Source organism: Streptomyces sp. NPDC005393 (assembly GCF_040606675.1).
Taxonomy (GTDB): domain Bacteria; phylum Actinomycetota; class Actinomycetes; order Streptomycetales; family Streptomycetaceae; genus Streptomyces.
The window spans coordinates 29,549-52,409 of the sequence record NZ_JBEXFG010000047.1 but is presented as its reverse complement, the minus strand read 5'-3'; the positions used below and the strand labels follow the sequence as shown (position 1 = coordinate 52,409).

13 protein-coding genes and 9 pseudogenes are annotated in these 22,861 nt (G+C 72.5%); 11 read left to right on the top strand and 11 right to left on the bottom strand.

What is annotated here, in order from left to right:
- The 3 genes from ABZS71_RS29085 to ABZS71_RS29075 all read left to right on the top strand — a co-directional run.
- Positions 1-1,576, top strand: a 1,576-nt coding sequence (locus tag ABZS71_RS29085; protein WP_356214842.1) for a tetratricopeptide repeat protein, incomplete at its 5' end; no start/stop codon positions are given.
- A gap of 154 nt (positions 1,577-1,730) precedes the next feature.
- On the top strand, positions 1,731-4,655 hold the full coding sequence (locus ABZS71_RS29080) for a BTAD domain-containing putative transcriptional regulator (protein ID WP_356214840.1): 2,925 nt from the start codon (positions 1,731-1,733) through the stop codon (positions 4,653-4,655).
- A 219-nt stretch (positions 4,656-4,874) separates the two neighbouring features.
- On the top strand, positions 4,875-5,198 hold the full coding sequence (locus ABZS71_RS29075; RefSeq protein WP_356214838.1) for a hypothetical protein: 324 nt from the start codon (positions 4,875-4,877) through the stop codon (positions 5,196-5,198).
- 533 nt (positions 5,199-5,731) lie between these two features.
- Here ABZS71_RS29075 and ABZS71_RS29070 read toward each other — a convergent pair.
- A pseudogene (locus ABZS71_RS29070) lies at positions 5,732-5,993 on the bottom strand (AMP-binding protein); the annotation flags it as partial.
- Here ABZS71_RS29070 and ABZS71_RS29065 point away from each other — a divergent pair.
- A pseudogene (locus tag ABZS71_RS29065) lies at positions 5,994-6,188 on the top strand (enoyl-CoA hydratase/isomerase family protein); the annotation flags it as partial.
- Positions 6,189-6,196: 8 nt separating this feature from the next.
- Here ABZS71_RS29065 and ABZS71_RS29060 read toward each other — a convergent pair.
- From ABZS71_RS29060 to ABZS71_RS29045, 4 genes are all read right to left on the bottom strand, one after another.
- Positions 6,197-6,730 (bottom strand): hypothetical protein, encoded by a 534-nt coding sequence (locus ABZS71_RS29060; protein WP_356214836.1) that lies wholly within the window; start codon positions 6,728-6,730, stop codon positions 6,197-6,199.
- A gap of 158 nt (positions 6,731-6,888) precedes the next feature.
- Positions 6,889-7,470, bottom strand: a complete 582-nt coding sequence (locus ABZS71_RS29055; RefSeq protein WP_356214834.1) for a hypothetical protein — start codon at positions 7,468-7,470, stop codon at positions 6,889-6,891.
- A 193-nt stretch (positions 7,471-7,663) separates the two neighbouring features.
- Positions 7,664-10,303 (bottom strand): PQQ-binding-like beta-propeller repeat protein, encoded by a 2,640-nt coding sequence (locus ABZS71_RS29050; RefSeq protein WP_356214832.1) that lies wholly within the window; start codon positions 10,301-10,303, stop codon positions 7,664-7,666.
- Positions 10,304-10,499: 196 nt separating this feature from the next.
- On the bottom strand, positions 10,500-11,348 hold the full coding sequence (locus ABZS71_RS29045; protein WP_356214830.1) for a VOC family protein: 849 nt from the start codon (positions 11,346-11,348) through the stop codon (positions 10,500-10,502).
- Between the two features lie 343 nt (positions 11,349-11,691).
- Here ABZS71_RS29045 and ABZS71_RS29040 point away from each other — a divergent pair, with 343 nt between their 5' ends.
- The gene (locus ABZS71_RS29040) at positions 11,692-12,339 is read left to right on the top strand and encodes a TetR family transcriptional regulator (RefSeq protein WP_355854253.1); all 648 of its coding nucleotides are present in this window, start codon (positions 11,692-11,694) and stop codon (positions 12,337-12,339) included.
- 431 nt (positions 12,340-12,770) lie between these two features.
- On the opposite strand, the pseudogene ABZS71_RS29035 reads toward ABZS71_RS29040, so the two are convergent.
- A pseudogene (locus ABZS71_RS29035) lies at positions 12,771-13,052 on the bottom strand (nitroreductase family deazaflavin-dependent oxidoreductase); the annotation flags it as partial.
- Between ABZS71_RS29035 and ABZS71_RS29030 the strand changes: the two are divergent.
- Positions 13,048-13,533: pseudogene (locus tag ABZS71_RS29030) on the top strand (acetyl-CoA acetyltransferase); the annotation flags it as partial. The pseudogenes ABZS71_RS29035 and ABZS71_RS29030 sit on opposite strands and share 5 nt — an antisense overlap.
- A gap of 61 nt (positions 13,534-13,594) precedes the next feature.
- The gene (locus ABZS71_RS29025) at positions 13,595-14,284 is read left to right on the top strand and encodes a pyridoxal 5'-phosphate synthase (RefSeq protein WP_356214828.1); all 690 of its coding nucleotides are present in this window, start codon (positions 13,595-13,597) and stop codon (positions 14,282-14,284) included.
- 28 nt (positions 14,285-14,312) lie between these two features.
- On the opposite strand, the gene ABZS71_RS29020 is transcribed toward ABZS71_RS29025, so the two are convergent.
- From ABZS71_RS29020 to ABZS71_RS29010, 3 genes and pseudogenes are all read right to left on the bottom strand, one after another.
- The gene (locus ABZS71_RS29020; RefSeq protein WP_356214826.1) at positions 14,313-15,539 is read right to left on the bottom strand and encodes a cytochrome P450; all 1,227 of its coding nucleotides are present in this window, start codon (positions 15,537-15,539) and stop codon (positions 14,313-14,315) included.
- 393 nt (positions 15,540-15,932) lie between these two features.
- Positions 15,933-16,226 (bottom strand): annotated as a pseudogene (locus ABZS71_RS29015) (roadblock/LC7 domain-containing protein); the annotation flags it as partial.
- Between the two features lie 18 nt (positions 16,227-16,244).
- Positions 16,245-16,463 (bottom strand): annotated as a pseudogene (locus tag ABZS71_RS29010) (zinc ribbon domain-containing protein); the annotation flags it as partial.
- A 267-nt stretch (positions 16,464-16,730) separates the two neighbouring features.
- Here ABZS71_RS29010 and ABZS71_RS29005 point away from each other — a divergent pair.
- From ABZS71_RS29005 to ABZS71_RS28990, 4 genes and pseudogenes are all read left to right on the top strand, one after another.
- Positions 16,731-17,891, top strand: a complete 1,161-nt coding sequence (locus ABZS71_RS29005; protein ID WP_356214824.1) for an NAD(P)/FAD-dependent oxidoreductase — start codon at positions 16,731-16,733, stop codon at positions 17,889-17,891.
- Positions 17,892-18,110: 219 nt separating this feature from the next.
- Positions 18,111-20,363 carry an acetate--CoA ligase family protein gene (locus ABZS71_RS29000; protein WP_356214822.1) on the top strand — a complete coding sequence of 751 codons (2,253 nt, stop codon included), beginning with the start codon at positions 18,111-18,113 and terminating at the stop codon, positions 20,361-20,363.
- A 99-nt stretch (positions 20,364-20,462) separates the two neighbouring features.
- Positions 20,463-20,648, top strand: a pseudogene (locus tag ABZS71_RS28995) (enoyl-CoA hydratase/isomerase family protein); the annotation flags it as partial.
- 131 nt (positions 20,649-20,779) lie between these two features.
- A pseudogene (locus tag ABZS71_RS28990) lies at positions 20,780-21,013 on the top strand (cyclase family protein); the annotation flags it as partial.
- Positions 21,014-21,314: 301 nt separating this feature from the next.
- On the opposite strand, the gene ABZS71_RS28985 reads toward ABZS71_RS28990, so the two are convergent.
- Both ABZS71_RS28985 and ABZS71_RS28980 read right to left on the bottom strand, forming a co-directional pair.
- Entirely contained in the window at positions 21,315-21,881 is a 567-nt protein-coding gene (locus tag ABZS71_RS28985; RefSeq protein WP_356214821.1) for an ATP-binding protein, read from the bottom strand.
- A 443-nt stretch (positions 21,882-22,324) separates the two neighbouring features.
- Positions 22,325-22,765, bottom strand: a pseudogene (locus ABZS71_RS28980) (acyl-CoA dehydrogenase family protein); the annotation flags it as partial.
- Positions 22,766-22,861 lie beyond the last annotated feature (96 nt).

Here is a 22,861-nt window from a genome sequence, read left to right as displayed (position 1 = left end):
GGCGGCCTGCGCCTTTCTGCCGCTCGCGATCCGCATAGCGGCCTGCCGGCTCGCCTCGCGCCGCACCTGGACGGTCTCCGTGCTCGCCCGCAAGCTCGCCGACGAGCGCCGGCGGCTGGATGAGCTGCGGGCCGGGGATCTGGCCGTCAAGGCGACCTTCGAACTCGGCTACGGACAGCTCGAACCCCCGCAGGCACGCGCGTTCCGGCTGCTCGGGCTGGTCGGCGGGCCCGATATCTCGCTGCCCGCCGCCGGCGCGGTCCTCGGCCTCGACGAGGAGGACACCACCGGCCTCCTCACCTCGCTCCAGGACATCTCACTGCTGGAGTCGGCGGTGCCGGGGCGCTACCGGTTCCATGACCTCGTACGGCTGTACGCGCGGGCGTGCGCGGAGCGGGAGACCCAGGACACCGCGGAGCGCGACGAGGCGCTGTCGCGGCTGCTGGACTTCTACCTCGCCACGGCGGCGCGGGTGTATGCCATGGAGCGGCCCGGCGACCGGACGGTCGGCCATTTCGAGGCCACCGGCCATCCCGGTCTGTGCTTCGCGACCTCGGGAGCCGCGCTGGACTGGCTGTTCGCCGAGGCCGACGGGCTGATCGCCTGTGTGCTCCAGTGCACCGGGGCGGGCACCCGCCGCCGCGCCGCGGACCTGTTGATGGGCGCCCTCGACCTCGCGGAATCCGGTGCGAAGTCACGCCAGTACGAAACCGCGGCACGGGCGGTCAGCGAGGCGGCCCACACCGCGGAGGACTTCCGTACAGAGGCCCGCGCCCGGTCGGCGCTGGGACATCTGTACAGCTTCACCGGCCGGTTCGACCGGGCCGACCGGGAGCTGCGGTGCGCACTGGAGCTGGACGGCGAGGATCCGGTCGTCGCCAGCCGGGCCGCCAACCAGCTCGGCATCGTCGCCTCCGGCCGGGGGCGGTACGAGGACGCCGAGAGATACCTGGGGCAGGCGCTCGACGCGTTTCGCGCCGAGGCCAATGAGGCCGGGGAGGCGAGTGCGCTGGCCAACCTCTCCCGCCTCCATGTGAACCGGGGCCGCACCCGGACCGGTGTGGAACTGGCCGAGCAGGGGCTCGCCATCTACCGAAGGCTCGGTGCGCCGCTGCGGCTCGCCAACGGGATGTACACGCTCGGGATAGCGCTGACGCGCGCCCACCGTCTGGAGGAGGCACTCGTGCAACTCACCCAGGCGCTCGAACTCTTCCGCGATGCCCGCCAGCCGCTGTGGGAAGGCATGACCCAATTCCGGCTGGCCGAAATTCACCTTGCCGCGAACCGCCCCGCCAAGGCGGTGGAGCACGCCGAACACGCGCTCGCGCTGGGCGGTCTCGGCGGCGAGTGGCGGCGCTTCTGCTTTCTCACGGTGCTGGCGAAAGCCCTGATGGCACTGGGGCGGCGGAGCCGTGCCCAGGAGTGCCGGCGCCAGGCGCGGGCGATCCGGGAACGGCTGGGCTCCCCGGAGCCCGAGGAGGTGCGCCAGTTGCTGTCGGACCCGGCGCCGGGCTTTCCGGCGGAGCCGGACCCGTATCCAGGCCAACGCGGCTCGCTATGGACTCCCGGCCCCTGACCGAAAACCGATCGACCGATCTGACGCCTCGCCAGGATGTCGTCCCCTCCTTACTCTTGCGGGCCTTGTGGAGAGGCCCGGCCCCTACTGACGTAAGGGGTACCGGCAAGGCAAACTGGCCCGTGCAACCGGGAGGCAGAGGCAGGGGGAGACCATGGCCGGCGAGAAGGAGCGCGCGCAGGAGCAGCCCTTGCGCTTCACCGTGCTCGGACCGGTACGGACCTGGCGGGGCGAGCAACAGCTGAGCACCGGCTCACCGCAGCAAAGAGCCCTGCTCGCCGCTCTGCTGCTGCGCGGCGGGCGCACCGCCACCGCGCCCGAGCTCGTCGACGCCCTGTGGGGTGACGATCCGCCGGACGCGGCCATCGCGGCGCTGCGCACCTACGCCTCCCGGCTCCGCAAGGCGTTCACCCCGCAGTCGGACATCCTGGTCAGCGAGTCGGGCGGCTATGCGGTCCGGTTGGGGATGGGGGCGCTGGACACCGAAGTCGCCGAGCGCCTGGCCGTGGAGGCGGAGAAGGCGCGGCATTCTGGAGACCGGGCCCGCGCCCATGAACTCATCGGCAGGGCGCTGGACCTGTGGGACGGCGAGGCGCTGGCCGGCCTGCCGGGGCCGTACGCGGAGACGCAGCGCGCGCGGCTGTCCGAATGGCAGCTCGTCCTCACCGAGACCAGGCTCGATCTCGATCTGGAGCTCGGCCGTCACACGGACGTGGTCTCCGATCTCACCGCCCTCACCGCCGCCCATCCGCTCCGGGAGCGGCTGCGTGAGCTGCTGATGCTGGCGCTGTACCGCAGCGGGCGCCAGGCCGAGGCGCTGGCCGTGTACAACGACACCCGGCGGCTGCTGGCGGAGGATCTCGGTGTGGATCCCTGCCCCGCGCTGTCCGAGCTCCATCAGCGGATTCTGCAGGCGGACGCGGAGCTGGCCGCACCCGTGGACGAGCGTGCGTACGCGGGACCCACCTTCGTACGGCCGGCCCAGCTGCCGGCCACGGTCGCGGACTTCACCGGACGGGTCGCCTTCGTCGGCGAGCTGAGCGACCAGCTCGCCACTGCCGAAGGGCGTGTCATGGCCGTGTCAGCGGTCGCGGGGATCGGGGGCGTCGGCAAGACGACGCTCGCCGTCCATGTGGCCCACACGGCCAAGCATCACTTCCCCGACGGGCAGCTCTATGTCGACCTCCAGGGCGCGGGACCGGTGCCCGCGGAGCCCCGAGCCGTCCTGGGCGCCTTCCTGCGCGCCCTCGGCATCCCGGACACCGCGATCCCCGAGGGCGTCCAGGAGCGCGCCGCGCTCTACCGCTCGGCGCTGGACGGCCGCCGGGTGCTCACGCTGCTCGACAACGCGCGCGACGCCGCACAGGTACGGCCGCTGCTGCCCGGCACCGAGGGCTGCGCCGCGCTGATCACCAGCCGGACGCGCATGGTCGACCTGGAGAGCGCGCATCTGGTCGACCTGGATGTGATGAGCCCCGAGGAGGCGCTGATCCTCTTCACCCGGATCGTGGGCGAGGAGCGGGTCAGCTCGGAGCGGGACGCGGCCATGGACGTGGTGGCGGCGTGCGGCTTCCTGCCGCTGGCCATCCGGATCGCGGCGTCCCGGCTCGCCTCGCGCCGCACCTGGACCGTCGCCACACTGGCGCGCAAGCTCGCCAACCAGCGGCGCCGGCTGGACGAGCTGCGGGCGGGCGACCTGGCGGTGCGCGCCACCTTCGAGCTGGGATACGGCCAGCTGGAGCCGGCCCAGGCGCGGGCCTTCCGGCTGCTGGGCCTGGCGGACGGCCCGGACATCTCGCTGGCTGCCGCGGCCGTCGCCCTCGACCTGGACACCTTCGCCGCCGAGGAGCTCCTGGAGTCCCTGGTCGACGCCTCCCTGCTGGAGTCCGCGGCGCCGGGCCGCTACCGCTACCACGATCTCGTACGGCTCTACGCGCGCGACTGCGCGGAGCGGCACCAGCCGGCCGCGGACCGTGAGGCGGCGCTCTCACGGCTGCTCGACTTCTATCTCGCGACGGCGGCCCGGGTGTACGCCATGGAGCGGCCGGGCGACCGGCTGGCCGACCATCTGGCCCCCACCGACCACCCCGGGCTGACCTTCCCCCACCAGGACGCCGCCCTGGACTGGCTGTTCACCGAGGCCGACTGCCTGCTGGCCTGCGCCCAGCAGGCCGCCTCCGGACCCACCCTGGGCCGGGCGGCGGACGTGCTGGCCGCCGCCATGGACCTCGCGGAGTCCGGCGCCAACGCCCCGCGCTACGAGGCCGTCGCCCATATCGTCAGCGAGGCCGCGCACGAGGCCGGGGACACCCAGGCCGAGGGGCGCTCGCGCACCTGCCTCGCCAAGGTGCGCAATCTGACCGGCCGGCTCCCGGAGGCCGACGCGGAGGCGGAGCGCGCCCTGGCCCTGGGATCCGCGGTCAAGGACTACGTGGCCATGGGCCGCGCCCTCACCGAACGCGGCATCATCGCGCACCTCAGCCGCACCCGCTGGGATGACGCGGAGCGCCACTTCCTGCAGGCCATCGAGGCGTACCGGGCCGTGGACGACCGCCCCGGCGAGGCCAGCGCGCTGTGCAATCTGTCCCGTGCGTACGTCGAGATGAACCGCATCGAGAGCGCGGTCGAACTGGCGCGGCAAGGCGTCCGGATCTACGAGAGCCTGGGACGCACGCTGCGGCTGGCCAACGGGAAGTACGCGCTCGGCATCGCCCTGACCGGTGCCGGGAGCCTCGCCCAGGCGCTGGAGCAACTGACCGAGGCGCTCGGGCTCTTCCGTGAGCACCGCCAGCCGCTGTGGGAGGGCATGGCCCACCAGCGGCTGGCCGAGGCGCAGTTGGCCATCCGGCGCCCGGCGGAGGCGGCCACCCATGCGGAACAGGCCCTGGCCCTGCGCGGTATCGGCGGTGAGTGGCGGCGGGCGATCGTACTGACGCTGCTCGGCAAGGCGCTGCTGGAACTCGGCCAGAACGGACGCGCGGAAGCCTGCTGGCGAGAGGCGCTGTCGATTCACGAGCGGTTGGGTGCGCCCGAGGCGGAGGACGTCCGTAGCCTGCTGACGCCCGCGGCCGCGGCATAACGTCGCGGCCGGCCGCTCCTCCTGACCGTTCATCAATCGTTTATCGCCGTGCGGCAGTCTTAATACCGGTCGATCCGTCCCCGCGGGGGGCAGACGGGTCGGTTGTGAGGTCACACCATAAGGTGGGCGGCCCTTTTGAGCGCCCGTCCGGCGACCCACGGGGGAGTCGCTGGGCGGGCGTTAACGGTCCCCGCCGACCAGCATCCGATGGAGCTCAGCGTGACGAACGAAGACAAGAAGCCAGAGTCCGACGTTTACCGGCCGCTGGAGGCCGACCCGCCGCCCTCTTCCGTGACCACCCAAGGCGAGGGCCACACGCCCGCGCCGCCGCGGCTGCTGACCCAGGGCGAGGGGCACACACCGGCCCCTCCCCAGCTGTCGACCCAGGGCGAGGGGCACACGCCGGCCCCTCCCCAGCTGGCCACGCAGGGCGAGGGCCACACACCCGCGCCCCCGCAGCTGGTCACGCAGGGCGAGGGCCACACCCCGGCGCCGCCCAGGCTGACCGCGGGGGAAGGCCACACCCCCTCGGAACCCCAGTAGGGACACTCCGAACGTCGCCCGCACAGAAGAGGTAACACCGGGGGCCGAGGTCGATGACGTGGAGGGGACGTCATCGGCCTCGGCCCCTCGGCACGCCACCACGCGAACCCCTTTCCGCCAAGCTTCGGCCACTTCAGGCCAGATGACCGAACATGTGTACCCATCATTGGCCTCTTTGCCGTACAAAAGTAGATAATCACCCCCCGTACTGGAGGAACTGGAATGAATCGCGCCACAAAGTACATTGCGACCTTGTTTATTGCGATAGTTGCCACGGCCGGAGCCGCGAGCCAGACGGCCGCCTTCGCTGTGGCGAGCGACAGTCACACCCCGATTGTCGGCGCGGACCGTGGCGCATATGTCACCACCGCCGCCGCGGGCCCGCAGGGCGAGGGCCACGCCCCGGTGGGAAGCCCGAGGTAAGCGCCGCGCACCGGCCCCTCGGGGCCACGGGGGGCCGGGCGGACACCGCCCGGCCTCCCTTTTTTTAGCCGTCACGCCCGGGGCACAGGCTGAGCACGTCGCATTGCGGGATCACCCGTGCGCAGCCAGCCGTCCGGGGTGATCGCCCGGGAGGTGGCGGCGGGGTCCTCGAAGCAGCGGCGTGTGACGTGGTAGCCGCGTACCCAGACCTCGCCCGGCCGCCCCGGGGCACCTCCGCCCCGCCGGGGGCGACGACCTTGAGCTCGGTGTCCGGGATGGGCCGGCCGGACGTGGCCGAGTGGTCTCGGGCGGGTCGCCCCGGCGGCACATGGTGACGGTGCCGGACGCCTCCGTCAGTCCGTATGCCGTGAGCGCGCCGCCTCGGTCATCGCCGCGTACCCGACGGAGGCGGTGCAGGGGACCGTACGGGCGCTGTGGGCGGCGAAGGAGGCGGCGCTGGCCCAGGCGCTCGCGCAGGCCCCGCAGTTGATCGCGCTGGGGAATCTGCCGCCGGAGCGCCAGGCCGGGCTGTTCGCGGCCCGCACGCCCGGCTTCCGTATCCGCTGACTCCCGACTCAGCTGGTGGTGTACTTGGTGGCCAGGCTGACCTGGCAGGTGTACTGGGTCCGCTTGGTGATGGTGTAGCTCGCCGTGGCGGTGAAGGTCTGGCTCTGGCCGGGCAGGACGGTCACATACTGGCTGTCGTAGCCGAGCAGCCCGTCGTCCGCGTAGTCGTTCCACTTGACGCTGACCGCGTAGCGGAAGCTCTGGGTGGAGTCGGTGTTGGTGACCGTCACGTCGTACTTGAACTGGCTGGTCGACTGGTCGTAGCGGCAGTTGGTGCCGCTGGTCTCGCTGGTCGCGTCCGGGTTGTAGGTGGGCGGCGCCGAGTAGGAGTAGGAGGGCGCCGGGTTCTCCGGGGTGTACGACGGGAGTGTGTCCGAGGGCAGACCGCTCGCCAGATCGGTGGGAAGACCGCTGGGGGCGGACGCCGGCAAGTCGCCGCCGCTGCCGCCCGAGGTGAACCCGCCGAGGCCGCTGCTGTGGCTCCGGCCCTTCTTTCCGCATCCGGTCAGCGCCATGAGCCCGACCATGGCGACAGCGAGCATGCGAATGGAGCGGCGTTGCATGGAATTACCCCCGTGGAAAAGACACAATCAAGCCAACCAGGAACCAGTTGACGAGTGCACGCCACCCTAGCAACGGGGTTTCCTACCCCAAGTCACTTCGGGGCCCCGCCTGGCCTGCACCGGCCCTCGCCCGGCCTTCAGAAGACGGAGACGACCTCACACGTCACGACGGTTCCGGACGGCGAGGGATCATCGAGCGGAACCCGCACGCTCTTGGTCTGCCGTGCGGGGACCCGTACGTTGGCGCTGCCCGAGGTCACGGTCGTCCCGTTCTTGTCCTTGAACTCCATATCGACGATGTAGGTGTCGGACGAGCCCGAGCGGTTGCGCACCTTCACGATCGCCGCCGGGTAGCCGCTCTTGTCCTTGCCGGCGCAGGTGACCACGGTCGCCTTGGGCTCGTCCGACGACGAGGAACTGCCCGAGGAACCGCTGCTGGACGCGCTGTCCCCGTAGTCGTCATCGTCGTAGTCGCGATAGGGCGTGCGGTAGCGGGAGCCACCGGAACTCGAACCGGTGCCGGCGTTGTAGTCGTCGGAGTCGGAGTAGCCGCCGGAGCTGGAACCGGAACCGGACCCCGAGCTGGAGCCGGAGCTGGAGCTGGAGCTGGAGTGATGCGAAGCGGAACTGGAACAGCCACCTCCTCCGCCGCCGCCATGACCATGGCTATGGCCGCGCCCCTTGAACCCGGTCAGGGCCACCAGCACGACAGTGAGCACAGCACCCAACCGCAGACCACGCCGCATCACTTACCCCGTTCCCCCGAAGAATTCAGCACTCGACCATCGACCTCCCGGCTCCCGGGAGGTGATGAACGCCCGTCACCGTAGCAGGAGTTGTCAGGGACACGGCCGCCTGTCCCGAGCAGCGCCCCTCCCCACGTGCCGCGCCCCTCCCCGACGTGCCGGGCCCTCAGGACCGGCCGGCCGAGGGGCGCGACTGGCCGGTGCCCTTGACCGCGTCCAGCGCGTAGACACAGCGGTCCTTGCTGCACGCGTACACCACGCCCCCGGCGGCCACCGGGGATCCGGTGATCTCGCCGCCGGTCGCCAGCTTCCAGCGCAGCTGCCCGCCCGCCGCGTCCACCGTGTAGAGGCAGTGGTCGGCCGAGCCGAAGTGCACCCGGCCGTCCGCGACCACCGGCGAGCCGATGACCTCGCCACCCGCCGCGAACCGCCACTTGGGCGTGCCGGTCACCGCGTCGAGCGTGTAGAGGGCGCTGCCGCTGCCCAGATGGACGGAGCCGTCGGCCACCAGCACCGGTTCGATCGACTGCCGCGCCTCGGTGGCGATGCGCCAGCGGTCGCGTCCGTTCGCCGCGTCCAGGGCGTAGACCGTGCCCAGGTAGTCGGCGATGTAGATGCCGCCGCCGGTCACCGCGGGCCCCGGCGCGTACGCGGGGGCGCACAGGAAGACGGCGGGCGCCTCGAAGCGCCACCGCACCTCCCCGCGCGCGATGTCGATCGCGAGCACCCGTGTGCCCGCCGACACATAGACCACCCCGTCGGGCGCCGACAGCAGCCGCAGCGGAACCCCGCCGCACGACGCCGCGTCCCCCACCGGGTACGACCAGCGCTCCGCGCCGGTGCGCGCCTCCAGGGCGCGCAGCCGCGCGTCCGACCACACATAGACCGTGCCGTCGTGGATGACGGGACCGGACTCGGGCGTCTCGAAGTCGGCCTGGAGGCCCTGCATCTCCCACAGCAGCTCGCCGTTGGCCGCCTCCCACGCCTGGACGCCGCCGCCGCGCGTACCGGTGATGACCGTGCCGCGGTCGACCTTGAGGGAGTAGACCCAGCCGTCGGTCGACAGCCGCCAGCGCTCGGCGCCGTCCTCCGCGTCCAGCGCGTAGAGCGTGGGGCCGTCGGAGGCGTGGATCCGTCCGTTCGCCACGGCCATCGCCCAGGCCACGTCGCGCGTCTTGAACTGGCGGCGCCCGGTGGCCACATCGAGCGCGTGCACCTCGAACGAGGTCACATAGAGCAGATCGTCGGCGACCGCCGGGGTGCCCCATACGTCGTTCGACATACGGAACCGCCAGGGGCGCCAGCGGCCGGGTCCGGCGCCGCCGCCCGGCGGCTCGGCGGAGTCGGCCGGCGGGGAGTGGGTCGTCGGCGGAGCGGCGGCCGCGGCGGAGCCGTCGCCTCCGTTCAGCCCGCCGCCCGTCACCCCGCTCGGCGGCCGCACCCAGCCGGTGGCGGGCCCGGTGGCAGGCTGCGGCGGCTGCGGCTCGCGCGCGTCGGCGGCCCGCAGCCCCGGGCCGATCGGCACCTTCGAACCGGGCAGCCGCACCGGCCCGTCCGCCCCGGCGGGCAGCGGGGCAGGCGGCGCGGCGGACGGGGGCCCGGCGGGGGCCGCGTGCCTCCCCGGGCCGATGGAGCCCAGCGCACTCGGCGGGCTCGCGGCCTCCGGCGCGCGCAGACCGCCGCGCGGATCGCCGACGCCCACGGGCTCCCAGCCGCCCGCGCCGGCGGGCGCACCGGCGCCGTGCCGGCCACCTCGGCCGTCCGGGGAGGCGTCGGGGGCGGGGGCGTACGAGGGCGGAGGCGTGGGCGGGCGCTCGGGCGGCAGCGGGGGGGAGGAGTGGCCGCCGCCGCTCCCGGACCCGGGACGGCCGCCCCCGGCCGCGGGGCGGGCGGCACCGCGCACCTGGTTACGGCCGCTGCGCTTGCGCTCGATGAGGGCGACGGCGCCGGCCGGCAGCCAGGCCGAGGCCGTACCGCTGTCGTCGGCGTTGGAGGCGAACAGATGCGGGGCCAGCTGCGACTGGAGATCGGCCGGGGAGGGCCGCCGGTCGGCCTCCATCTGCATGCACGACTCGATGAGCGGCCGCAGCTCGTCCGGCAGCCCGACCAGGTCAGGGCCCTCGCGCAGCAGCATGAACACGGTCTCCACCGGGTTCGCGCCATGGAAGGGGGCGTGGCCGGTGGCCGCGAAGGTCAGGGTCGAGCCGAGCGAGAAGATATCGCTCGCGCCCGTCACACTGCGCGAGTCACGCGCCTGCTCGGGCGACATATAGGCGGGGGTGCCGACGGCGACGTTGGTCATCGTCAGCCGGGTGTTCGAGACGCCGGACGCGATACCGAAGTCGATCACGCGTGGGCCGTCCTCGACGACCAGCACGTTCGACGGCTTCAGATCCCGGTGGACCAGGCCCGCGCCGTGGATGGACTGCAGCGCCTCGGCGACCCCGGCCGCCAGCCACCGCACCGCCTGGGCCGGCATCGGCCCGCACTCATTGATTATTTCCTCGAGGGAGGGCGCCGGTACGTAGGCCGTCGCCAGCCACGGCACCGCCGCGCGCGGATCGGCGTCCACAACCGCCGCCGTATAGAAGCCGCTGACCGCGCGAGCCGCCTCCACCTCACGGGTGAAGCGGACGCGGAACAGCTGGTCCTCGGCGAGCTCGGTCCGGACCGTCTTGATCGCGACCCGTCGGCCCGATGCCGAGCGGGCCAGATAGACCAGCCCCATGCCGCCCGCGCCGAGCCGACCGAGCACCTCGAAAGGGCCGATCCGCCTCGGATCGTGCTGCGTCAGCTGCTCCACCACTTGCCTGCCACCTCCCCGTGGGGGCTTGAAAAAATACAGCCCCGTGCAGCGTCTCACCGACAAACCAACCGGCGGCACGCATCCTGCATTCTCTCTGGCGAAGGCGGCGGTTGCGAACCCGGGGGCGAATCGTCGTGTCATCGGGCGATACGGAGCCGGGGCCCTTCCTGTTCGACGGCGGGCCGCCGAGGAGCCCTCAGGCCCGCCCCGCCCTGCTCTCGCCCGACGATGAGCCCGTCGCCGAGGTGTCGATCACGGCGAAGACCGCGCCCTGATTGTCCGCAAGGACCGCGAAACGCCCGTACGGCGTATCTTCGGGGTCATTGAGAACTCGCCCGCCCAGCCGGTGGGCCGTGCGCAGCGCGTCGTCGCAGTCGGCCACCACAAAGTACGTCAGGAAGTGGGCGGGCAGCTCGGCCGGGTACCGCTCGCCGATCACGACCCGGCCGCCGATCGCGTGGCGCGGGCCGGTGGGCTCGCCGCGCGGCGACCAGAGGACGCGGTCGACGCCGCCCGTCCCGGGGTCGCCGGTCCCGGGGTCGCCGGAGTCCGGGGCGCGCTCCATTCCGTACCCGAAGACCGCCCGGTAGAAGGCGTCCACCGGCCGCGGCTGACGGGTGTGGACCTCGGTCCAGCCGTACGAGCCGGGCGCGCCGCGCCGCCCGAAGCCGGAGTGGCTGCCCGCCTGCCAGAGCCCGAAGACCGCGCCGCCGGGGTCCGCGGCCGTCGCCATGACACAGGAGTCGTCGATCCACACGGGCGGGGTGATCACCCGCCCGCCGGCCTCCCGGATCCGGGCGGCGGTCGCGGCGGCGTCGGCGGCGGCGAAGTAGATGCTCCAGACGGTGGGCAGACGGCCGTCCGGCTTGGGGACGAGCCCCGCGACGTCCTTTCCGCCGAGGAGGGCGCGGGTGTACGTGCCGTAGTCGGTCGCGCTCTCCTGGAAGGTCCAGCCGAACAGCTCGCCGTAGAAGCGCCGGCCCGCCGCGAGGTCGGGGAGCAGCACATCCGCCCAGCAGGGCACGCCTTCCGCGAATGCGGCCATAGCCCGGGTCCTCCCACGTCCTCCTGTTTGCAGCATTTACTGCGTTTGCCACGCTAACGGGCGATCGCCCGGTGCGCCCGCCCCCGAATTCGAGATATTCGGTCAATCCTTGGCGGTCTCGCGCAGGCCGGGCGGGTCATCCACGAAAGTTATCCACAGCCTGTTGATAAGATGATTCACTCGTGTGGGTGAACGGTCATTGCGCGGTTCAACAGAGGCCCGGATCGGTCGGAATCGGCCATTCCGACCAGCTCCGCGAGGCTCACAAACCACCTCATCCCGCGCTAACCCCATTTGCACGCAGCCGAATCGCGCTCCGATCACCCCTCGGTAAGCTGACGGCATGACAGGACAAGTACGCACCGTCGACGGGCGGGTGGCCGGTCGTCGCGGGCAGGCGACGCGGCAGAAGCTGCTCGACTGCCTCAGCGAGATGCTCAGCACATCTCCGTACCGAGATGTCAAGGTCATCGATGTCGCACGTAAGGCAGGCACCTCACCTGCGACGTTCTACCAATACTTCCCCGATGTGGAGGGCGCCGTCCTCGAGCTCGCCGAGGAGATGGCGAAGGAGGGCTCGGTCCTGACCGATCTGGTCGCCGGCCGCTCCTGGGCCGGCAAGTCCGGCGCGGCAGCGGCGGAGGATCTGGTCGAGGGCTTTCTCTCCTTCTGGCGCAAACACGACGCCATCCTGCGGGTGGTCGATCTTGGTGCGGCGGAAGGGGATAAACGGTTCTACAAGATCCGTATGAAGATCCTCAATCCCCTGACCAACACCCTCACGGACGCCATCAAGGAGCTCCAGGCGAAGGGCCGGTACGACAAGGACGTCAACCCGGCGGCCGTGGCGGGCTCGCTCGTCGCGATGCTGGCCGCGGTCGCCGAGCACCAGAGGGGGTTCCAGACCTGGGGCGTCAAGCAGGCCGACCTCAAGCCGAGCCTGGCCCTGCTCGTCCACCTCGGCATCACCGGCCGCAAGCCGCCGAAGTAACCCGCGCCCCACGCCGGCCCGCCCCGGCCGGCGGGCCGGCGGGCCCGCACGTCCTGTCATGCCGCGGCGGATCACTCCCCAGTGATCCGCCGCGACCATTCCCGTGCGTACGCCCACCCACCGGCCCCCGGGCCCGGCCCCCGAGCCCGGCCCCCGGACCTCGGACCCCGGCCCCCGGGGCCGGGGTCACCCCGCCTCGGCCCCACCCACCGTCGGCGGAGGCATGGCCCCCGCCCTCGCCGACGGCCCACCCGCGTCTTCAGCCCGACACCCCGCGCAGACCCGGCAGTGGGCGCCCGACCCGTAGGGCCGAGCCCCGGCACCGCACAGGCCCAGCCGTGGGCAGCCGGGCGGGCGGTTTCGGCCCGGCCGGCGGGCGGGGCCCGAAGGCCGTTCCGGGGTCCAGGGGCGGCCCCCCTGGGACGCCCCGCTCAGGCGTCGGGGCGCCGGTGCAGGCGGAAGAGGCGGATCCGGCGTTCCACCCGCGCCTGATAGGTCGCATACGGCGGCCAGAAGGCCACAACCGCCGCCCAGGCCGCCTCCCGCTCCGCCCCCTCCAGCAGCCGCGCCCGCACCGCGATGTCGCGGCCCCGCCGGCTGATCTCCGCGTCCGGGTGGACCAGCAGGTTCGCGGTCCACGCCGGATGACCGGGACGGCCGAAGTTGCTGCCGATCAGGATCCACGTAGCGCCGTCCTCCTCCGGCATCACGGCGAAGCCCCCGGTGTGGGTGCTGGGTTCGGGCACCGCGCTCTCGCACACCACCCTGTCCGAGTGGGGGGACTTCACGGTCTCGCCCGCGGCGGCCTCGGGGCGCGCGGCCTTCGGGCGGGCGGGGGTGCGGCCGTCGGAGACCGATGTGGCCGAGCTCTATGACGCCTTCACCTATATGACCCTGGTGACCTTCGAAGACCTCGGCTTCTGCGCCAAGGGCGAGGGCGGCGCGTTCGCGGCGCTGGGGCGGCTGACGCTCGGCGGCGAGCTGCCGACGAACACCGACGGCGGGGGCCTGTCCGCCTGCCACCCCGGGATGCGCGGGCTGTTCCTGCTGGTCGAGGCGGTACGGCAGCTCCACGGCGAGGCGGGCGAGCGGCAGGTCCGCAAGGCGGGCGGGCGGCTGCCGGAGCTGGCCGTGGCGTCGGGGACGGGCGGCTGGTTCTGCTCATCGGGCACGGTCGTCCTGGGCCGCGGCTGACATGCCCCGCCGTCCGCCCCGCTTGCCCCGTCCGGTCGCGGGGTGATCGGATGGGGATCCGATGAGCGACGACGAGGATGAAGCCTTCCGCCGACTGCTGCGCGGGCTGCGCGTACCGCACGCGGGCGAGCTGCCCGTCTTCGACCCGGCCACGGCCCCGGACGCCCCGCTTCCGCTGTTCCGGCAGTGGCTCCGGGAGGCCGCCGATGCGGGCGAGCCGGGCCCGCACACGATGATGCTCGCGACGGCCGATGCTGACTGCCGCCCCTCCCAGCGCACGGTCATGCTGCACGACGCCGATGAGCGCGGCTGGCACTTCGGCACCCACCGCACCAGCCGTAAGGGCCGTGAGCTGGCCGAGCGCCCGTACGCCTCGCTCGCGTTCCACTGGATGCGGATGGGCCGTCAGGTGCGGATCGCCGGACGGGTGACGGAGGCGGGGCCGGAGGCGAGCGCGGCGGATCTGCGCGGCCGGTCCCCCGCCGCGCTCGCGGCGGCGCTGGCGGGGGCCGGGCGCCAGAGCGAGGTGCTCGGTTCGTACGACGAGCTGCTCCGGGCCTTCGAGGAGGCGTACGAGCGCGCGGAACGGGAGCCGGACGCGCCCGCCCCGACCTGGACGCTGTACGTCCTCGCGGCGGACGAGGTCGAGTTCTACCAGGAGGAGGCGCGGCGCCGGCACGTACGGCTCCGCTACCGCCGCGCCCCGGGGGAACGCGGCGGCGACTGGCACCGCGAACTGCTGTGGCCGTAAGGCCCGAGCCCTAAGGGCCGGGACGGGCCTAGCCCAGCCGGACCGGAAGCGCCCGGTGCCCGTTGACGATGACCGACGGTGAGCGCTCCAGCGGGGCGTCCGGGTCGGCGAGCCGGAGCCCCGGGAAGCGGGCGAACAGCTCGCGCAGGGCGATGGTCGTCTCCAGCCGGGCGAGCGCGGAGCCGGGGCAGCTGTGCGGGCCGTGGCCGAAGGAGGTGTGGCGGGGGCGGCGGGTGATGTCGAAGCGGTCTGCGTCGGCGCCGTGCTGGGCGCGGTCGCGGCCCATGCCGCCGTACGAGATCACCACGGACTCGCCGGCGCGGATGAGCGTCCCGGCGACCTCGATGTCCTCCGTGGCGAAGCGGAACAGGAAGTTCAGCGCCGGGGGGTCCAGGCGCAGGCTCTCCTCGACCACATCGTCCCAGGTGTAGCGGCCGGTGTGGACGAGTCCGAGCTGCGCGGGGTCGCTCAGCAGGGACCGTACGGCGTTGACGATCGCATGGACGCTGGTCTCGTGCCCGGCCGTGATCATGGTCTGGAGGGTCGCGATCAGCTCCTCGGCGGCCTCGTCCGACGGTGCGTCGCCGAGCCGGGCCAGCAGGGCGCTGGTGAGGTCGGCCCCGGGCGCGGTGCGCTTGAGCTCGACCAGCCGGGCGATATAGCCGCGCAGCCCCGCCAGCGTCTCCTGGACCGTCTCGGGGGCGGAGCTGTCGTCGAAGTAGCTGTCGTACAGCGTGCGCAGCGGGCCGTGCCACTCCACCGGCATCCCGAAGAGCTCGCCGACCACGGTGATGGGCAGCGGGAAGGCGAAGGTGTCCTTGAGGTCCACGACCCCCTCGGCGTCGGCCGACCGGGCCGTACGGTCGAGCAGCTCGCGGGTGATCTCCTCGACCCGGTCGCGGAGCTTCTCGACGCGCTGCGGGGTGAACTCGCGGGCGACCGGCTGGCGCAGCCGCCGGTGCTCGGCGCCGTCCGTGCTCACCATGCTGGTGCCGATGTCGACCAGGCCGATCATCGGCCAGTCCCGGGGTGTCTCGCCGCGCGTCCAGGCGCCCCACTGGTTGATGTCCTTGACGAAGCGGGCGTCCCGCATCACCGCGCGGGCGGGCGCGTCATGGGTGACGGCCCAGGAGCGTATGGCGCCCGGTAACTCCACCCGGGCCACGGGCCCGGCGGCGTAGAGCAGTTCGCTCTCCTCGGCGGATGTGCGGGTGCGCGGTTCGAGCGGGACGAGTCGGTCCTCGATCAGTCCCAACCGAAGCCTCCGGAGTATGAGTGGGCGGGGTGAAGGTGACGGGAAGCGCGGTCAGACCGCGCATCCACGCGGAGGGGCGCCAGGGGAGCTCGTCGGCGGGCACGGCCGGCTCCACGTCCGGCAGATGCTCCAGCAGCGTCTCGACGGCGGTGTGGGCGACGACCTCGGCGATCCACTGCCCCGCGTACGGGCAGCGGGGCTCGCCGTGGCTGTACGGCATAGAGGCGTTGTGGCCCTCGGCGCCGGCCTGCTCCGGGCGGACGTACGGATCGGTGTTGGCGACGCCGGCGAGGCCGAGCGGCACCAGGTCACCGGCGAAATCCGTACAGGCGCGGCTACGTCCCCCCGTTGCGGCGAACAGCCGGTCCGGCTGTTCATGGACGTCCCAGCGCATCATGCCGACGAGTCGCCCCCCTCCCCGGGAGCGCGCTGCGGCGAGGTGATGTACGCGTCGAGCCCGTCGGCCAAGGCGGACATGCTGTTGCCGATGATCCCGGGGTCCGCGTCCTCCTCGGCGAGGACGGCGAGATGAGCGCCGCCCGCCTCGACGGTCATCAGCAGCGAACCGCCGACCGCGACCAGGGAGTGTTCGACGCTGCCCGTTCCGTCGCCGAACTTGGTGGACACCGTCCTCGCCAGGCTCTGGATCCCCGAGGCGATGGCGGCCAGCGTCTCCGCCTCGGACCGGGCCACATCGGCGGAGCGGAGGTCGTTGCGGTGCACCACGGACCACGTATAGAGGGTCGCGGCGCCGCTCACCTCCTCCCAGCCGACATCCTCGCTCCAGCAGTACGGACAGAACTCGCGCGGGTAGCGATGGGCCCGGCCGCAGGCGGCGCAGCACCGGATCAGCAGCCGGCCCTCGGCGGCGGCGTCCCAGTACGGGCGGGTGAAGGCGTCGGTCCCGGGCAGATCGAAGCGCATCTCGTCTCCTCGTTCACCGCGATGCTGACGTCTCGTCAGTTTCGGTGAGCGGGCACGTCACCCACAAGGGGCCGAGCGCCGGGGACGGGGCGGCGGGACGGCGGGGCGGCGGGCGGACGTGCGGCGGGACGGCGGGGGACGGCCGTGGCCCCACGGGTCGAATCGTGACTCAGCGGAACGGGCCGTGACCTATCCGCAATCGATTCGGAATCACCTGACCGGATCACTTTGACCGAAACCCGTCAAATACCGGCTACGCTCGCCCGCATGGCCGACAGCATCCCCCCTCGATCCTCCTCACCCGTGTATGTGATCGGCGGCGGACCGGGCGGGCTCGCCACCGCCGCCGCGCTCGCCCAGCGCGGCATCCACGCCGCGGTGCTGGAGAAGTCCGACGCGATCGCCGCCTCCTGGCGGAACCACTACGACCGGCTGCGCCTGCACACCACCCGCCGGCTCTCCGGCCTCCCCGGGCTGCCGATCCCCCGGGCCTTCGGACGGTGGGTCGCACGCGACGACGTGGTGCGCTATCTGGAGCGCTACGCCGAACATCACCGACTGGAGCTCGTCACGGGGGTCGAGGTCTCGCGGATCGACCGGGCGGCGGACGATACGGAGTGGGTGCTGCGGGCCACGGGCGGACGTGAGCTGTCCTCGCCCGTGCTCGTCGTCGCGACCGGCTTCAACCACACCCCACGCATGCCGGACTGGCCGGGCCGCGGCGCCTTCACCGGCGAGCTGCTGCATGCTCACCGCTACCGCGACGCCCGCCCGTACGAGGGCCGGGATGTGCTGGTGGTCGGGGTCGGCAATACGGGCGCGGAGATCGCGGTCGATCTCATCGAGGGCGGTGCGGCGCGGGTGCGCCTGGCGATCCGTACCGTGCCACACATCCTGCGCCGCTCGACGGCGGGCTGGCCCGCCCAGGCCACCGGCATCCTGGTGCGCCGGCTGCCGCGGCGCGCCGTGGACGGGGCGGCGCGGGCGATGTGCCGGCTGACCATGCCGGACCTGTCCGAACACGGGCTGCCCCGGCCGGACACCGGGCTCTACACCCGGGCACGGGAGGGCGCGATCCCGGTGCAGGACGTCGGGCTGGTCGACGCGGTACGGACGGGACGGGTCGAGGTGGTCGCGGCGGTCGACTCCTTCGACCAGAACAAGGTGGTGCTGGCCGACGGCTCACGCATCAGCCCCGAGATCGTGGTCGCGGCCACCGGCTACCGGCGCGGCCTGGAGGACCTGGTCGGCCATCTGGGCGTGCTCGATGACCGCGGCCGCCCGCTCGCGCACGGCCGGCGGACCCTGAAGGCCGCCCCGGGCCTGCACTTCACGGGCTATGCGAATCCGATCAGCGGCATGCTGCGCGAACTGGCCATCGACGCACGGAAGATCGCCAAGACGGTCGCCCGCACGACGGCGGCGTAACGACGCCATGGCGGTGGCATGGCGAGGGCATGGCGGTGGCGTAACCCCGACCGCGCGACGACGCCGTGACGGCGGCGCGGCCGGACGCCGTTACCCTGCGTGTTCTCCTCGTACCGAGCATTCCTGACAGGCTGTCAGTTCAGTAACCTGACTATTCAGTAATTTGCCTGGGCGTCAGTTACCTGGTTATTGGCCAACGAGCAGGAGTGGCGGATACCAATGCTTGGATCGACCTACGGCACGCTCACCACCAACTCCCGTCAGGCCCACGCCGTCGCCTGCGGACGGGCCCCCGGCCCCGCCGTCCATGTCCACAGCAGGCCCTCGGCGGCCGGGAACACCGGGGACGCCGCGGTGGACACCGATGTCAGCGGGCGCCCCCTGCACTCCGCCGTCCCCGATCTGGACCGCTTCTTCCACCCCGAGTCGATGGCCCTCGTCGGCGCCTCCGACGCCGAGGGCCGGCCCCACACCGGTATCACCCGCCGGCTCATCGCCTGGGCCGAGCGCGTGGGCGCCCGGCTGCACCCCGTACACCCCTCCCGTCCCGCCGTCTTCGGCATCCCCTGCGTACCGTCCATGGCCGATCTCCCCGGACCGGTCGACCTCGCCGTCCTCCTCGTCCGCGACCCCCTCCCGGTCATCGAGGAACTCGACGGGACCAAGGTGAAGTTCGCCGTCGCCTTCGCCTCCGGCTTCGCCGAGACCGGCCCCGAGGGCGCCGCCGCCCAGGCCCGGCTGGCCGCCGCAGCCCGCCGCGCCGGGCTGCGGCTCCTCGGCCCGAACACCAACCTCAACGCCTTCGAGAGGTTCCGCGACGATCTCGATGGGCCCGCCATCGCCCTCATCACCCAGTCAGGCCACCAGGGCCGCCCCGTCTTCACCCTCCAGGAACTCGGCATCCGGCTCAGCCACTGGGCCCCGACCGGCAACGAGGCCGATCTGGAGACCGCCGACTTCATCTCCTACTTCGCCACCCGGCCCGAGGTCGGAGCCATCGCCCTCTACGCGGAAGGGCTCAAGGACGGCCGCGGCTTCCTCCTCGCCGCCGACCGGGCCGCCCGCGCCAAGGTGCCCGTCGTCGCCGTAAAGGTCGGCCGCACCGAGACCGGCGCCCGCACCGCCGCCTCCCACACCGGCAAGCTGACCGGCTCGGACGCGGTGGTGGACGCGGCCATGCGGCAGTTCGGCGTGATCCGGGTGGACGGTCTGGACGAGCTCCAGGACACGGCGGCGCTGCTCGCCCGCGCCCGCCCGCCGCTCGCCGAGGGCGTCGTGGTGTATTCGATCTCCGGGGGCACCGGCGCCCACTTCTCCGACCTCGCGACGGCGGCGGGGCTGCCGCTGCCCACCCTCTCCGCCGAGAAGCAGACCGAACTCCACCAGTGGATACCCGGCGAGCTCAGCGTCGCCAACCCGGTCGACAACGGCGGCCACCCGGTGGGCGACTGGCGCGGCCGGAAGATCATCGACGCGATCCTCGCCGATCCGGCCGTGGGCGTGCTGATCTGTCCCATCACCGGCCCCTTCCCGCCGATGAGCGACAGACTCGCGCAGGACCTGGTGGACGCGGCGGAACAGACGGACAAGCTGGTGTGCGTGGTGTGGGGCTCGCCGGTCGGCACCGAGGACGCCTACCGCACCACCCTGCTCGGCTCCTCCCGCGTCGCCACCTTCCGCACCTTCGCCAACTGCATCACCGCCGTCCGCGCCTATCTGGGACACCACCGCTTCACCGCCGGCTACCGCTCCCCCTTCGACGACGCCCCGCGCACCCCCTCCCCCTCGGCGCGCAAGGCGCAGGGCCTGCTCCACCCCGGCCAGCAGCTGAGCGAGCACGCGGCGAAGCAGCTGCTGCGGGCGTACGGCATCCGGGTGCCGCGCGAGCAGCTGGTGACCAGCGCCGCCGCGGCCGTCCGCGCCGCCGGGCTCGTCGGCTACCCCGTCGTCATGAAGGCGTCCGCGCCGCGGCTCGCCCACAAGACCGAACTGGGCCTGGTCCGGCTGGGGCTGACCTCCGCCAGCCAGGTCCGCGACACCTATCGGGAGCTCACCGACATCGCCCGCTACGAGGGCGTCGAGCTGGAGGGCGTGCTGGTCTGCCAGATGGTCGACCGCGGCGTGGAGATGGTCGTCGGCATGACGCACGACAGCCTCTTCGGCCCCACCGTGACCGTGGGCCTCGGGGGTGTGCTCGTCGAGGTGCTCCAGGACACCGCCGTACGCGTCCCCCCGTTCGGCGAGGACCAGGCGCGCGCGATGCTCGCCGAACTGCGCGGCCACGCCCTCCTCGACGGCGTCCGCGGCGCGCCCCCGGCCGATGTGGACGCCCTCGTCGAGGTCGTCCTGCGCGTCCAGCGCATGGCCCTGGAACTCGGCGACAACCTCGCCGAACTCGACGTCAACCCCCTGATGGTGCTGGAACGCGGCCAGGGCGCGGTCGCGCTGGACGCGCTGGCGATCTGTCGCTGAGCCGCGCGGCGGCCGTAGCCCGAGGAGCTCCCCCATGACCTCTTCCTCCCCGATTTCCCCCTCGATTCCTCCCCCGAGGAATCGCTCGATTCCGTTGTACTGCACGCCACTGACAACGGCGTCGCCCGGATCACCCTGAACCGCCCCTCCGCGATGAACGCCATCACCCTTGACCAGCGCGAACGCCTGATTTCCCTTTTTTCCCACGCCTCCCGCGACCCGGCGGTCCGGGCCGTCGTGCTCACCGCCACGGGCCGGGGCTTCTGCGCGGGCGCGGACCTGCGCAGGCGCGTCAACAACTGGGGCCGCTGGGGGCCGCGGACGAGATCGGCACGCTCAACCTGATCACCGCGAGGTGGTCCGGGATGCCGCCGCGACGGTACGGACCGGCCGCCGGGTCCCGCTCGCGGTGCCGCGCCAATGACACGCTCACCTTCAAGATCTTCCCGCCCGAGATCGAGGATCTATGGATGCCCGTGCACGCTCTCGATCTCGTGGAGATGGGCATGGTGCAGGGCCAGAACTGGAACCTGGAGGAGTTGTCCGAGGCATGCGCCGAAGCGGGGCGCTATGCCTTTCTGCTGTCGGCCATGCCCGAGCCGTTCGTCGGCGGGACGGGCGCGCCGGTCGCGCCGGTGGCGATCCTCTGACCGCCGCCGGGGTCTCAGCGCCGCCAGGGTCCGAGCGCCGCCGGGGGCTCAGCACCGCAGGCGGTCCGAGCGGCGCGAGGGGGGACGGGCGGGTCTGTCGGGCGGCGGTGCGCATATGCACACCCCGAGCACGGCACGGCGCACCGCCACCCGGCTCCGGCGCGAGCCCTGGTCAGCCGCCGGGCCGCGACCCGCACTCGCCAAGGAACGACCCCCATGGGCACACGGCCCACAGAGCCAACAGAGCCCTCGGCGTCCCCTCGCCACGAATCGCTGATCCTAGAGTGATCACCCGACCACGTCACGTCAACACCTGGTCTGGACTTTGTCGAGTTCGCCCCATCGGTGATGGCGTGTGGGAGGCGCTGCGCCCCTTCAGATGCGGCTCCTCGCCCTTCCTGCGGTCGATTTCGCACCAGATACGCTTGCCCGCACCCTCGGGCTGCCAGCCCCAGCGGTCCGCGAGACCGTCAACCAGCTCCAGACCGCGCCCGTTGGTGGCTTCCTCATCGGCGCGGCGCTGCCGGGGTGCGCGGGCGCTGGCGTCGGCGACCTCCACCCGGACGGTCCCCAGACCCGAACCCCGGCCCGCGAACGGACCCGAACCCCCGCCGCTACCCGCGCCGCTACCGTTCCCGCCACCGCCGCCTGCCGCCTGCGCGGGGAAGAGCATCCGCAGCACGGCGGGACAGCCCGTGTGCACCACGGCGTTGGTGACGAGTTCGGAGATGAGCAGGATCAACGTCTCGGCGAGCGGCTCATCGGCCCCGATCCCGGACCCGGCGAGCCGCGAACGCGCCCACCGACGGGCACGGCTCACCTCCGCGGGGTCGGGCCTGACCTCCATCTGCATCTGAAGCACCTGCACCGCTCACACCATCCGAACCGGCGGACACATCGCCTCGTACCTCCAAGAGGTCACGGACCGTGACTCACTTGCGAGACAGCATGGTTGACGTACAGTCACCCCAACAAGCGCTTCGGTCATATTCCAGCGCCAAGGAGTATGCGTGAGGCATACTGTGCGACGCACATGACGAGGACTCGAACAGCGAGCTTTCGCCGCAGCACACCCCGGGCGAGCGGGACACATCAGCGTGCCCGGAGTCGCCCCACGGGCAACACCGGGATCGTCGCACCCCATAAGCGCTCGCACCCAACGGAGAGTACCCGAGCTCGGGCCCGACTCCCCCCTGTGACGAGTCACGCCTAGGAAACAACCCGGTATCAACGCTCGGTCACCTCGGAGGCTCTGGGGATTCCCCAGAGAATGCGACATCCCAACAATTCAGGCGTATCCCCAGAGCCCCGCTACAAACATGTTTCAACGGTCGACAACAGACCGGCCGCGAGTTCCTCCTCCGCCGCTGCTGCCGTCTGCCACTGCCCAGCTCGCACCCAGGCCCGCTTGAGATGGAGATGGACGTCCGCCTCCCAGGTGAACCCCGTCCCACCGTGCACTTGTAGACAATCCCGGGCATTGCGGACAGCAGCCTCGTCGGCCAGCAGCTTGGCCGCCGCGATGTCACCAGGGTCTTCCGTGACCGCGGCGGCGTACACCACACTTCTGGCCGCTTCCGCGCGCACCAGCATGTGCGCGCACAGATGCTGTACGGCCTGGACGGCGCCGATCGGTCGGCCGAACTGGGTGCGCTCCCTGGCGTGGCCGACCGCCGTCTCGACCGTACGGAGGGCGCTGCCGAGCTGCAGCGCGGCGGTCAGCAGCGCGCCCTCCCGGCGAAGCCGGGCCGCCTATCTCGGCGATCCCCCGTCGAAGCCGAGGGACCGGGGCAGGGGTCCGGGCGCGCAGCCGCGCCCGGCCGGGGCCCGGGCGCAGCGCCGGGCAGG

Bases quoted from the DNA above. Each gene is read 5' to 3' on its own strand.
- ABZS71_RS29045 (WP_356214830.1), bottom strand. From the start codon at position 11,348: ATGGCCGCATTCGCGGAAGGCGTGCCCTGCTGGGCGGATGTGCTGCTC.
- ABZS71_RS29025 (WP_356214828.1), top strand. From the start codon at position 13,595: ATGAGCGACGACGAGGATGAAGCCTTCCGCCGACTGCTGCGCGGGCTG.
- ABZS71_RS29080 (WP_356214840.1), top strand. From the start codon at position 1,731: ATGGCCGGCGAGAAGGAGCGCGCGCAGGAGCAGCCCTTGCGCTTCACC.
- ABZS71_RS29060 (WP_356214836.1), bottom strand. From the start codon at position 6,730: ATGCTCGCTGTCGCCATGGTCGGGCTCATGGCGCTGACCGGATGCGGA.
- ABZS71_RS29000 (WP_356214822.1), top strand. From the start codon at position 18,111: ATGCTTGGATCGACCTACGGCACGCTCACCACCAACTCCCGTCAGGCC.
- ABZS71_RS29005 (WP_356214824.1), top strand. From the start codon at position 16,731: ATGGCCGACAGCATCCCCCCTCGATCCTCCTCACCCGTGTATGTGATC.
- ABZS71_RS29040 (WP_355854253.1), top strand. From the start codon at position 11,692: ATGACAGGACAAGTACGCACCGTCGACGGGCGGGTGGCCGGTCGTCGC.